General features: G+C 56.9%; 8 protein-coding genes and 1 pseudogene. 6 read left to right on the top strand and 3 right to left on the bottom strand.

The window, feature by feature from the left end; all coding sequences use genetic code 11:
* Positions 1 to 64: 64 nt before the first annotated feature.
* Positions 65 to 964, top strand: a complete 900-nt coding sequence (locus tag AC3IUF_RS13470) for a LysR family transcriptional regulator (RefSeq protein ID WP_489281269.1) — start codon at positions 65 to 67, stop codon at positions 962 to 964.
* A 78-nt stretch (positions 965 to 1,042) separates the two neighbouring features.
* On the opposite strand, the gene AC3IUF_RS13465 is transcribed toward AC3IUF_RS13470, so the two are convergent.
* Positions 1,043 to 2,998 carry an Ig-like domain-containing protein gene (locus AC3IUF_RS13465; RefSeq protein WP_489281267.1) on the bottom strand — a complete coding sequence of 652 codons (1,956 nt, stop codon included), beginning with the start codon at positions 2,996 to 2,998 and terminating at the stop codon, positions 1,043 to 1,045.
* Between the two features lie 229 nt (positions 2,999 to 3,227).
* Between AC3IUF_RS13465 and AC3IUF_RS13460 the strand changes: the two are divergent.
* The 3 genes and pseudogenes from AC3IUF_RS13460 to rarD all read left to right on the top strand — a co-directional run.
* Positions 3,228 to 3,629: pseudogene (locus AC3IUF_RS13460) on the top strand (aldo/keto reductase); the annotation flags it as partial.
* 112 nt (positions 3,630 to 3,741) lie between these two features.
* A complete protein-coding gene (locus AC3IUF_RS13455; protein ID WP_489281265.1) occupies positions 3,742 to 5,847 on the top strand; it encodes an acyltransferase family protein in 2,106 nt (701 codons plus the stop codon).
* 205 nt (positions 5,848 to 6,052) lie between these two features.
* Positions 6,053 to 6,934, top strand: coding sequence for an EamA family transporter RarD (gene rarD / locus AC3IUF_RS13450; RefSeq protein ID WP_414915178.1), 882 nt, complete (start codon positions 6,053 to 6,055; stop codon positions 6,932 to 6,934).
* A gap of 151 nt (positions 6,935 to 7,085) precedes the next feature.
* Here rarD and hppD read toward each other — a convergent pair whose 3' ends face one another.
* On the bottom strand, positions 7,086 to 8,162 hold the full coding sequence (gene hppD / locus AC3IUF_RS13445) for a 4-hydroxyphenylpyruvate dioxygenase (protein WP_007912211.1): 1,077 nt from the start codon (positions 8,160 to 8,162) through the stop codon (positions 7,086 to 7,088).
* A 245-nt stretch (positions 8,163 to 8,407) separates the two neighbouring features.
* Positions 8,408 to 9,355 (bottom strand): DMT family transporter, encoded by a 948-nt coding sequence (locus AC3IUF_RS13440; RefSeq protein WP_489281262.1) that lies wholly within the window; start codon positions 9,353 to 9,355, stop codon positions 8,408 to 8,410.
* A 78-nt stretch (positions 9,356 to 9,433) separates the two neighbouring features.
* Here AC3IUF_RS13440 and AC3IUF_RS13435 point away from each other — a divergent pair, with 78 nt between their 5' ends.
* Both AC3IUF_RS13435 and AC3IUF_RS13430 read left to right on the top strand, forming a co-directional pair.
* The gene (locus AC3IUF_RS13435; protein WP_489281260.1) at positions 9,434 to 10,303 is read left to right on the top strand and encodes a LysR family transcriptional regulator; all 870 of its coding nucleotides are present in this window, start codon (positions 9,434 to 9,436) and stop codon (positions 10,301 to 10,303) included.
* A gap of 118 nt (positions 10,304 to 10,421) precedes the next feature.
* Complete coding sequence (locus AC3IUF_RS13430) at positions 10,422 to 11,957, top strand: EAL domain-containing protein (protein ID WP_489281258.1); 1,536 nt, start codon at positions 10,422 to 10,424, stop codon at positions 11,955 to 11,957.
* Positions 11,958 to 12,111: the final 154 nt, after the last annotated feature.

Genomic DNA, 12,111 nt, shown 5'->3' with positions numbered 1-12,111 from the left:
TCCATCCTTGCCAATCACGAAAAAATCCCGCAAAAACGCAAAGATCTTTAAAGGATTTTTAGCAATGAGCTCGATTCTCGATCTGGAGATCTTCGTCCGTGTCGCCGATGCCGGCAGCATTTCCGCTGCCGCTCGCTCGCTCGAACTGACGCCGGCAGCCGCCAGTATCGCGTTGAAACGTCTGGAAACCCGCCTCGGTATCCGTTTGTTCGCACGCTCCACGCGTAGCATTCGTCTGACTGAAGAAGGTCGGCGTTATCTTGAAAGCGTGCGCCTGGCACTGGCGGCGCTGGCCGAGGGCGAACAGGCAATCAAGCAGCAAAACGAAGGCCTGAGCGGCGTGTTGCAACTGGCCGCACCGTCGGACTTCGGGCGCAACGTGTTGTTGCCGTGGCTCGACGATTTCAAGCGTGAACATCCGAATGTTCAGCTGCAACTGCTGCTCAACGACCGCCACGCCGATCTGTTCCGCGAGACCGTCGATGTCGCCCTGCGTTTTGGCACGCCGAGCGATTCGACGCTGGTGGCGTTGCCAATTCTGCCGCAACACCGGCGCGTCGCTTGCGCCAGCACTGACTATCTGGCGCGCCGTGGCACCCCGCAACATCCCGGCGAACTAAGCGAGCACAGCGCCCTGCTCTATCTACGCAATGGCCGGCCATATAACAGCTGGCGTTTCAGCCGCGGCGATGAAACGCTGGAAGTCGAGGTCCATGGTGACTACCTCAGCGACGACGGCGAAGTCGCCCGCCGCTGGGCGCTGGCCGGGCATGGCATCGCGTACAAGGCTTGGCTCGACATTGCCGAAGATGTCCGCGCAGGGCGGTTGGTGACGTTGTTTGATGATTGGCAAGGTGAAAGCGTGCCATTCAATTTGCTGTGTCCGCATCGGGTGCAGGTGTCGGAACGAGTCAAGGTGCTACAGGCATTTTTACGCGAACGCTGCGCAGCGCTGAGTCGATAACTTACTTTGCACGTCCCAATTAGAGCGTAAAGCAGAGCATTCCCACGCAGAACGTGGGAATCCAATCCTGAAGAAAGCCTAAATGGAGATCAAGCACCACGAAATGTATTTAGCCCCAAGTAGCTGTAGTGTTTGGATGTTTTCTGGGGTAATCACGCCTCCAATCCTTCTATTTTCCTCCGGAACCCTACAGGTCCAGATAGAATCATGCGCTGGCACTACGTAGCACCGAAGAAGGTCTCGTAAAAACACAGAGTTAAATGTCGAATGCGCAGCCAGAGAAAACATCCAATCTTCGGCTTCTATATGGCCAAGTTCTTTATCACTTATCAGTAATCTAAAAACATTCGTAACCGCGACCAAGTAATCAACTGTCTCACCTTCCCGATCCGTAACGTATATCCTCGCCACACCCTGCTTGAGTCCCGTTACCTTACCGGCCGCAGTCACCGGCGCAGTCAACGGATCCGAAGACGCAAAGTCATAAGGCGGAACCCCACCCGTCGGTACGCGAATACCCGTATTACCAAGCGAATCCTCACCGGTTTTCGGCCATTGCGGCACCTTCACCGAGAAACCGTCCAGCTTCATCTGCGTCCGGTCGATGTTGAGCGCCAAACGTTGAAACCGCCATGGATCCGATTCAAATTGATTCCCGGTTTTTTCCTTCACGGTAAAGCTGTGCAGCCCCACCGCAATCGGCAGCAACTTGCTCTGCCACTTATAATTCGATCCGGTTTGAACCTCCTCAATAAACGCCTCACCATCAAAAACCCGCAACACCATCCCCGCCAGCGCAGAACCCGACAACACCACTTTATTGTCCGAAACCGTGCCGCCGTTCTGCACGTCCGCTCCGGACGAGTTCTTAACTCCCAAAATAACCGGTTTCACAATCCCCCGTGCCCGCGCAACTTTTGATGTCGCAATAACGATTCCCCCACGTATTTGCTCATACAACACAGCGACCACACTGTCGCCGATGACCTTGGCATTGGGAATCATCAACCGGTGCACAAAAGGAAGCCTGCCGACCAACTGGTCAACCGTATGTGCGACAACGGGTCCGCTGCCTGGCGTCGCGGTGTATTTCACGCGGACAGTGTCGTTGGTGGCCCAGAGAGGTTCCAGGACATGCACCTGGATGGTCAGATCCTTGTTGCCCAGTTTGTTCAGGTCAATGGTATCTGGCGCGTCGTGCGGGTCATCCGGGTCTTCGGCAATATCGGGAGCGGCCATCCGTGTGCCCTTGAGATCGACAACAACGCGGATCGCCGCCGACCACGGCGAATTCAGATCGGCTCCGTTGCCAATCTGGTCGAACACCGTATAGGTGAAAGAGAACTGGGGATGATCACCTGCCGCCTCCAGATCGGCTTTTTCCAATAGACGCCCAATGCGAGTGGGTGTACTGGTCGGTGTCGCCGGAGCCTCGTCCGGATGCACCTCCCACTCAACATCATGACCGTTACAGTTGAGTACAATCCGGTCGTACGGCCGGCAATAGGGATAGGAGAACCAGACCTGCACGCCCTGTGCTGCACGATCGGCATCGATACCGTCTTCCAGCACATCCCGAGGCAGTCCTAACTCGAGTTCGGAGTGTCCTTCATCGCCGTTCTTGTCCTCCATCCCGGGGCGAATGGCGTTGTACAGAATCGTCAATGGCGGCTCGTAGGTTTCTTCAGCACCGGTGGTGCGTGTGACGGTATAGCTCAGTTCATTGACGAAACCCGGATCGGATCTCAGCAAATTTTTGGGAATATGCAGGGTCACTGCGTCGTCCGTGGATTGGGCCTGCTGGCTGTCGACGCGCATTGCTCCGTTCACGTGAATTGAAAATGTATCCAGCGGCCGCTGCGCCAGCACCGGATTGATAATGACGGTTGCGCCATTCGGCCGCAGCTCGTAGAACGCCTTGGCGATACCGCAATCGGCACCGGCCACGGAGGTATTGCTGTCCGGAAGTTGCGGCGCGTAAAGGTTGATCTCGGCGTCGGCGGGTAACGCCACATCCAAAGTCTTGGTATCCATCAACGAGCTCCTGATTTCAAGAATAGGCCTGGACTTTTCAACGAGGCCACCCTCCAGAATCAGGCCAGAACATCTACCGCCGTGCCTACTGTCAGATCTGACAGTCACGACGAACGGCTCCCGTCGGGTGGGGTTTGAAAAGTAATTCCTGGACAAATTTGTTTGCCGGCTCCAGCGGTTCTGGTATTTGATTAAACCTTTCCCACCGACAAAAGGATTTCGGCATGACAGTCCGCTGGCCCGTGGCGTGCTCAGCGGCAAATACGCGCCGGATGTGCAGCCGGACGCCAATAGCCGCGCCGGGCGTCAGGACAAACGCATTCTGGAAACCGAGTGGCGCGTGGAATCACTGCGCATTGCCCAGCAGATTCAGCAGTACACCGAGCAGCGCGGCGTCGGGATGGTGGAGTTTGCGATTGCCTGGGTGCTGAACAACAGTGCCGTGACGTCGGCGATTGTCGGGCCGCGCACCGAAGCGCAATGGGATGCGTATTCCAAGGCACAGGCCGTGAAGATCACCGCAGCCGATGAGGCTTTCATCGATTCGCTGGTGACGCCGGGCCACGCATCGACGCCGGGATTCAACGATGTCAGTCATTTTGTGTCGGGGCGTAAACCGCATCTGGTTTAAGCGTTTTCCCTTGTCCAGCAACAGCCGATACAATCGGCTGTTTTTCGTTGAAGCAAGCGCGATCAAACGGATGATTTGATTGAGCGTTCAGAAATAACCAGGGATTTAATACATGCTCAATCGCCCCGTTGAGGTAACCAGGAAGCCTTTGCGCGGGCTGCTGTTCAAACTGTTTGCCGATAAGCTTCCTGCGCCGGCAGCGACCGCAACTGCGGTGGATCGCAAACCTTCGATTGATTACCGTGCGGATATCGATGGGCTGCGCGCAATCGCAGTGTTGTTGGTGCTGATTTTTCACGGCGGCCTGGCGTTCTTCCCGTCCGGGTTTATTGGCGTCGATATCTTCTTCGTGATCTCGGGTTATCTGACCACCGCAATCATCATGAAGTCGCTGAACAACGGCACGTTCACTTTCTCGGGGTTCTACACGCGGCGCATCTGGCGCTTGCAACCGGCCGTGATTGCGTTGCTGGTCGTAACGCTGATTGTCACAACGTTGCTGTACTTGCCCGATGACTATGTGGACTTTCTCAAAAGCGAGAAATACACGTCGCTGATCATCTCCAACCAGTACTTTTCCAAAGTCACCACGGGTTACGCCACGCCCGATGCGGCCAGTCTGCCGCTCTTGCACACCTGGTCGCTGGCCATCGAATGGCAGTGGTACCTGGCGCTGCCACTGGGCCTCTGGTTGCTCTACCGTTATCTGGCGAAAAGCCTTTTCAAAGCAGCGGTGCTCGGCTTGACCCTGGCGGCAATGGCGCTCGCCCTGTACCTGTCTTACACGGCTCCTGAAAAAAACTATTACTTCTTCACCGCGCGAATTTTCGAATTGATGATTGGCTCTTGTGCGGTCATCTTCAGCACGGACACGTTCAGGCTCAATCGCCTGAGCGCCACGCTGGTCTGCGCGCTTTCGCTGGCGACGATCATCTACTGCGCCACCCTGGAAGATATCCTGCCGGGCTTTCCGCGATATCACGCCATTGCCGTCTGCCTCGCTACGGCAGCCCTACTGTTCCAGGGTGTTGGCGATGCGAGCATCACTTCAAAACTGCTGGCGTTCAAACCCCTGGTGTTTATCGGCACGCTCTCGTACTCCTTGTACTTGTGGCACTGGCCGATCCTGGCGGTGATGAGTTACATGGGCATCGCGCTCACCCCGCCGATGACGATCGTTTACTTCGTCTCCACGTTCGTCACGGCCTGGCTCTGCTATGTGTTGATCGAAAACCGCTTTCGAAAGGCCAGGCTCGGCTTTGCCAAAACCCTGGTCGTGCTAATGATCGTGCCGGCAATCGGCCTGTCGCTGCTCCACGCGGCCAGCGTCAGACAAGAAGGCTGGCCGAACCGCTTCAACCAAGGCTACAACGACGTGTTCAACGGTTTGAAAGCGTCTGTTCCGGCCACTCGCGAGGGATGCTTGGGTGTCAGCGATGGCGCCGATCCTGGCTGCATATCGGGCGCCGCACAGGCTGCACCGAAAATATTGCTGATGGGCGATTCGTTTTCGAATCATTACTGGGGCTTTGTTGAAACATTGGCCAAGGATGCCAATCTTGCCGTGCTCACACAGGGCTATCCGGCGTGCCTGGCCTTGCCCGGGATCTACCTCTATGACGAGAGTAAATACACCAACGGACTGTATCAAAAATGCCACAACGCCGCTCAACGCTATTACGACATGATCGCGAAGCGGCATTTCAAGTATGTGATCGTGGGTCAGTTCTGGGAGGCCTATCTCGACGATGACATCGTCACCAAACTCGATGACCCGCGCAGCCCGGAACTGTCAAGACAACGTCTCGGCACAGCGATCCGCAAGGCTCTGGATATCATTGTCGAATCCGGTGCTACTCCAGTCCTTCTCGAGAACACGCTGCCTATGCCTGAGGGGATCAACACCTGCCTGCTGCAACAGGTCAAGTTGCGCGGTTTGATGGGCAGTGTCGAGCAAAGCAGCCTCTGCGCCACGGCGCCATGGTCAGGTGCCAAAGAGCCGGTACTGGAAAAACTCTTCAATGATCTGAAGGCTGAATATCCCGACTTGATCGTCATTGACCCGAAAATCGTGCAGTGCAAAGACGCCGCCTGCATGACCACCGTCGACGGTTTGCCGGTCTATCGTGATATTGGTCACGTCACCGATTATGCCTCTTACAAGTTCGGCGAGATGTACCTCAAGCGCTTCGGTAATCCGTTGAAGGTTGCTCAGTGATGTTTTCCTGCCACTGACTACGCTTGTGGAGGAACGCCCGCAGGTTGCGATCTTTCGACTTTCAAAGGCGAGATCAAAGATCGCAGCCTGCGGCAACTCATACAGGGGAATGTGTGTGAAGAATATTGAGCATTTGCCCAATATTCAGCACAAAAACCACGTATCCTTCGCGCCCCGTTTGACCATCAACCCCCGCGAGGACAGTTTGTCTAAAGGTATCGCTCTATCGGTTTCAGCCTCGGTGCTGTTTGCCGTCATGTATTACTACACCTCGTTGCTCACACCGTTGAGTGGCGTAGAGATTTTCGGCTGGCGGATGCTGCTGACCGTGCCGTGCATGACCGTGTTCATGCTGGTGTCCGGGGAATGGCGGCGGGTGCTGGAGCTGGTTCGTGTGGTCGCGGCAAAGCCAAAACTGATCGCCGGGTTGAGCGTCTCGGCTGCCCTGCTCGGTGTGCAACTGTGGCTGTTTATGTGGGCGCCGCTCAACGGCTACAGCCTCGACGTGTCGCTGGGCTACTTTCTGCTGCCGCTGGCGATGGTGCTGACCGGACGGATTGCCTACGGAGAAAGTCTGTCTTATTTGCAGAAAATTGCAGTGTTCTTCGCCAGTTTAGGCGTGCTCAATGAGCTATATCAGGTCGGCGGTTTTTCCTGGGCGACACTGGTGGTCGTGGTCGGCTATCCACTGTATTTCGTCCTGCGCAAATACCTGAAAACCGACCACCTCGGCGGATTGTGGGTGGATATGACGCTGATGCTGCCGGTCGCCTGGTGGTTTGTGCAGGGCGGCGAGCAAGGCTTGGGCGTGTTTGATCAATACCCGGGGCTGATGTGGCTGATCCCGCTGCTCGGCCTGATCAGTGCATCGGCGCTGGTGGTGTACATCATTGCCAGCCGATTGCTGCCGTTCAGTCTGTTTGGCCTGTTGAGTTATGTTGAGCCGGTGTTGTTGCTTGGCGTGGCGTTGTTGCTCGGTGAGAGCATCAAGTCCGGGGAATGGCTGACGTATATTCCGATCTGGCTGGCGGTTGTGGTGCTGATCTTCGAAGGCTTCAAACACCTGACGCGGCAACGCCGTCCTTAAAAGCAAAAGATCGCAGCCTGCGGCAGCTTCTACATTTGGAATGCATTTTCCCTGTAGGAGCTGCCGCAGGCTCGGGCCGCGATCTTTTGATCTTCAAAAAAATCCCGGCCCTGCATCGCTGCAGGCCGGGATTTTTCATTTCAGTGGCCGATTACTCGGTGGCTAGCACACCACGACGCACCTGATCGCGTTCGATCGACTCGAACAGAGCCTTGAAGTTGCCTTCGCCGAAACCATCATCGCCTTTGCGCTGGATGAATTCGAAGAACACCGGGCCCATCAGGGTTTCCGAGAAGATTTGCAGCAGCAGACGCTTGTCGCCCTGCTCCGAGGCGCCGTCGAGCAGGATGCCACGCGATTGCAGTTGATCAACCGGCTCGCCATGGTTCGGCAGACGGCCTTCGAGCATTTCGTAGTAGGTGTCCGGCGGCGCGGTCATGAAGCGCATGCCGATCTTCTTCAACTGATCCCAGGTCTTGATCAGGTCGTCGGTGAGGAACGCGACGTGCTGGATGCCCTCGCCGTTGAACTGCATCAGAAACTCTTCGATCTGGCCCGCGCCTTTGGACGACTCTTCGTTCAGCGGGATGCGGATCATGCCGTCCGGTGCGGTCATCGCTTTCGAAGTCAGGCCGGTGTATTCGCCTTTGATGTCGAAGTAACGGATCTCGCGGAAGTTGAACAGCTTCTCGTAGAAGTTCGCCCAGTAGGCCATGCGACCGCGATACACGTTGTGGGTCAGGTGGTCGATGATTTTCAGGCCGGCACCGACCGGGTTGCGATCAACGCCTTCGATAAACACGAAGTCGATGTCGTAGATCGAGCTGCCTTCGCCGAAACGGTCGATCAGGTACAGCGGCGCGCCGCCAATGCCTTTGATCGCCGGCAGGTTCAGCTCCATCGGACCGGTTTCGATGTGGATCGGCTGAGCGCCAAGTTCCAGTGCGCGGTTGTAGGCTTTTTGCGAATCCTTGACGCGGAACGCCATGCCGCAAACGGACGGACCGTGCTCGGCGGCGAAGTACGACGCAACGCTGTTGGGTTCGTTGTTGAGGATCAGATTGATCGCGCCCTGACGGTACAGGTGCACGTTCTTGGAGCGGTGGGTGGCGACTTTGGTGAAGCCCATGATCTCGAAGATCGGCTCCAGAGTGCCCGGCACCGGCGATGCAAGCTCGATGAATTCAAAGCCCATCAGGCCCATTGGGTTTTCGTATAAATCTGCCATGGTGGCACCTCATCATTTCTTATCAATTAACCAGGGTTATTTGTCAGTCATGTGAGGTCGGTGGGTGGCGCGCAGGAGATGCCACGCACACTGCGGGCGAGAAAGTCACCGTAGATCAGTTGAAACCCGAATATCTTCATTGTCGACCCAAGGCTCTTGCGGGCGAGGCTTCTGCTGCCAGAAGACGATTATTATTGTATGCGTAACCCGATTCTACACAGCGTAAATAGGCTTGTCTGCTCTCTCTATAAAATCCACTTTCTGGCGCCCGGTGCAAGGGGTTTGTTGCACAGGTAAATGCCCGTCAGGATCAGTGCGCCACCTCCATACATGGCCAATGTCAGGTGTTCGTCCAGCAACACTGCGCCGAAGACCACGGCCGTCAACGGGTTCAGCGCGATAAACACCCCGCTGCGCGTCGCGCCGATTTTGCGGATACCGTGGTAATAGCCGATGTAGGCCAGCGCCGAGCCGAGGACGCCGAGGTAGGTCAGGCTCAGCCATTGCGGCAGCCCCAGATCATCCAGCGCCTCCCAGCTCAGTTCGCCGCGCACAGCCGCCACAACCCACAACATGAGCGTGCCGATCAGGATCGAATACGTCACGGTCTGCACCGGCCCCAGCGTCTGATTCAGTTCACGGGAAAACAACGAGTAAACACCCCAGCCCAGCACACAGCCGAGAATCAACAGATCGCCGATCCATGCATCAGGCGCTGCCGCCAGCAATTGCAGATTGCGACTGACGATCACCAGAGCGGCGCCGACAATACAAGTGGCGATACCGGCGACTTTGATCCGGCCGAGGCGCTCTTTGAACAACCACCATGAGGCGAGACCGATCACCGCCGGGTTCAACGCGACAATCAACGAGGCGCGCGAGGCGTTGATGTATTGCAGGCCGTAAAAGAAGCACAGGTTGTAGAAGAAGATCCCGAAGAATCCCAATAGCATCAGTTGCAGCCACTGCCTTGGGGTCGGCCGCGCCAAGGGGATCCGCGCCAGCCACAAAAAGCCCAGCAACGCCGCACTGGCCAGCAAGAAGCGCAGGCTGGCGGCGAACATTGGGCTCAGGCTGCCAGCCAGGAACCGCCCGGCGACAAAGGTCCCGCCCCAGATCATGGTGACCACCGCCAGTGTCAGGTAAACGGGAATATCCGACGATGTTGTGTGCAGCTGTTCGACATTGCGCATAACGCTCCAGACCCGGGAACTTGAGGAATGCCGTATCATTCACCTCATTCCCCATCATCGTAAAATGAGCAAATACTCATGACCCTCACCCAACTGGAGATCTTCTCGCTGGTCGCCGAACTGCGCGGTTTCACCCTCGCGGCGCATCGGCTGGGGATTTCACAGTCGGCGGTATCCCATGCGATGAAAGCGCTGGAGCAAGAACTCGGCGTCGAGCTGCTGCGTCGGCACCAGTCGACAGTGGAACTCAGCGATATCGGCGAGCAACTGTTGCTGCGCGCCCGCGCGATGCTCGGTTTGGCCAACACCTTGCGTCAGGAAGCCGCCGATGCGCGCGGTATGAAAAGCGGCACCTTGCGCATCGGCTCGTTCGGACCAACATCGTCGATCAAACTGTTGCCCAATATTTTGCGGCGTTATCGAGAGGCGCATCCGGGCATCGAGGTGCACATCGATGAAGGACCCGATCAACAAGTGACCCAGTGGCTCGAAGAGCGGCGGATCGACATCGGTTTTGTGGTGCTGCCCCAAGATCGCTTCGACACGTTTGCGCTGATCGAAGACCAGATGGTTGCCCTGCTCCCTGTAGGTCATCCGCTGGCAGCGCGATCGGCATTGACTCTCAAGGACTTGTGCGACGACCCGTTCGTGCTCACCGAGGCGGGTTCTTCAGAACTGGTATCGCAGCTGTTCATGGCCGCGCGCTTGCAACCGAATATTCGCTATCGCTGCTCGCAACTGCTCAGCACCCTCGACACCGTCAGCCGTGGCGATGGCATCACGATTGTTGCCGAAGGCTCATTGCCGGAGGAAGCAACGTCTCACTACGTGAAAAAGCCGTTGTTGCCCGCCGTGCAGCGCCAGGTCGGACTTGCCGTTCTCGATCAGCGCCAGGCCTCTCCCGCCACCCTGGCCTTTATCGAAGTGGCGTCGCGGATGAATCTTTGATGAGCAGCGCAAGCGCCTTCTGCCATCTATCCTCCCTTCTGGCTGATGTGATTTTCAGCGGCGCGCCGTTATCCGGCCTGCATTCGAGAGCCCCACTCCACCGCGACAGGATGCGCCCATGCCGTTGACCGCCAGACCCCGCCGCAAACGCAGCGCCCGCATCGTCGTCACACTGCTCAGTGGCTTGCTTCCGGTGCTGCTGGGCAGCGTAATTCTCTACGTGCAGGCCGAACGCACGCTGGAACAAGGTTCACAACAGACTGCGGAAGAGGCGTTGCGCCAATTCGAATTGATGCTCGACAACACGGCCCAGGCAGCCCGTGAATTGCTGCCTCTGGCCGGCCAGACTTGTGAGAACGTCAAACTCGCCCTGCGCGAGCAAGTGACCCGTCGCCCGTTCGTGCGCTCGACCAATCTGGTGTGGGACGACAACCTCTATTGCAGTTCGTTGTTTGGCGACTTCAAGGAAGCCGTCAACGCGGGCGACTACAACCAGGGCAAGTTGTGGCTGATGAATGGCAACCCGGTAACACCCAACACCGCTCTGTTGGTCTATCGGCTCAGCGAGGGTCGCGGCGGCGCACTGACGACACTCGACGGCTACCATCTAAGCAACATGTTGCGTCTGATCGGCCGGCACATGTTGCTGGTGCTGCAAGTGGGCGACAACTGGCTGTCGGCCGACGGCAAAGTACACACTGGCGCCCTGCCCGCGTTGCCGATAGCACAACACACACTCGATTCTTCGCGTTATGCGTTCAGCGTTTCTGCGGGATTTCCCGAGGGCGAAACCTGGCGCTACATGGCCGATGAATACCCGCCGCTGTTCAGTCTGCTGATCTTTTTTGGCGTGGTCTCGGGTGCCATCGGCCATGTCTTGCAGAAGCGCTCGACGTCTCCGAGCCACGAGATGCTTCGGGCGCTCGAGGCAGGCGAATTCATTCCTTACTTTCAGCCCGTGGTGCATGGCGACAGCAAGATGTGGTCGGGGGCCGAAGTGCTGATGCGCTGGACTCACCCCAAAGAAGGACTGGTGCGCCCGGACCTGTTTATTCCATTCGCCGAGCATTCGGGGTTGATCGTGCCGATGACCCGCGCCTTGATGCAACAAACCGCTGCGCTGCTGGGACCGCTGTCATCAACGTTCACCCCGCCCTTTCATATCGGCATCAATATCACCGCGAGCCATTGCAAGGATCTGGAACTGGTAGAGGACTGCCGGGCGTTTCTCGCCGCGTTCGTGCCCGACAGCATCAGCCTGGTGCTGGAGTTGACCGAGCGCGAATTGATCGAGCCGACCGACATCACCCGGCAACTGTTCGAGCAACTGCATGCACTGGGCGTGAAGATCGCGATTGACGACTTCGGTACCGGTCATTCAAGCCTCGGCTACTTGCGCAAATTCAATGTGGATTTCCTCAAGATCGATCAGAGTTTCGTCGCCATGATCGGCGTCGATGCGCTGTCCCGACACATTCTCGATACCATTATCGAACTGTCGGCCAAGCTTGATCTGGGTATTGTTGCCGAAGGTGTCGAAACTCAGGCGCAAGCCGATTATCTGACTGCACATCACGTCAACTTTCTGCAAGGCTACCTGTTCGGCAAACCGATGCCGGCCGTGGAGTTCATCAGCGCATTAACTCACCATTAACTAAGCCGGATTAAGACGAGCGTCCCGATCAGGCGCACCAAATTGATACAAAAGACCGCTGTTGTTACATGAAGACAACATCAGGATTTACTCTTGGCGCATTAACTACTACAATTTTTTCAACCTGAGCAAGATTGGCAGGTGAGCCATTTAT

It is taken from the genome of Pseudomonas sp. KH_040, from assembly GCF_057839305.1.
The sequence above is the reverse complement of the archived record's forward strand: the minus strand, read 5'-3'. Positions and strand labels throughout refer to the sequence as shown.

Bases quoted from the DNA above. Each gene is read 5' to 3' on its own strand.
- hppD (WP_007912211.1), bottom strand. From the start codon at position 8,162: ATGGCAGATTTATACGAAAACCCAATGGGCCTGATGGGCTTTGAATTC.
- AC3IUF_RS13430 (WP_489281258.1), top strand. From the start codon at position 10,422: ATGCCGTTGACCGCCAGACCCCGCCGCAAACGCAGCGCCCGCATCGTC.
- AC3IUF_RS13455 (WP_489281265.1), top strand. From the start codon at position 3,742: ATGCTCAATCGCCCCGTTGAGGTAACCAGGAAGCCTTTGCGCGGGCTG.
- AC3IUF_RS13465 (WP_489281267.1), bottom strand. From the start codon at position 2,998: ATGGATACCAAGACTTTGGATGTGGCGTTACCCGCCGACGCCGAGATC.
- AC3IUF_RS13470 (WP_489281269.1), top strand. From the start codon at position 65: ATGAGCTCGATTCTCGATCTGGAGATCTTCGTCCGTGTCGCCGATGCC.
- AC3IUF_RS13435 (WP_489281260.1), top strand. From the start codon at position 9,434: ATGACCCTCACCCAACTGGAGATCTTCTCGCTGGTCGCCGAACTGCGC.
- AC3IUF_RS13440 (WP_489281262.1), bottom strand. From the start codon at position 9,355: ATGCGCAATGTCGAACAGCTGCACACAACATCGTCGGATATTCCCGTT.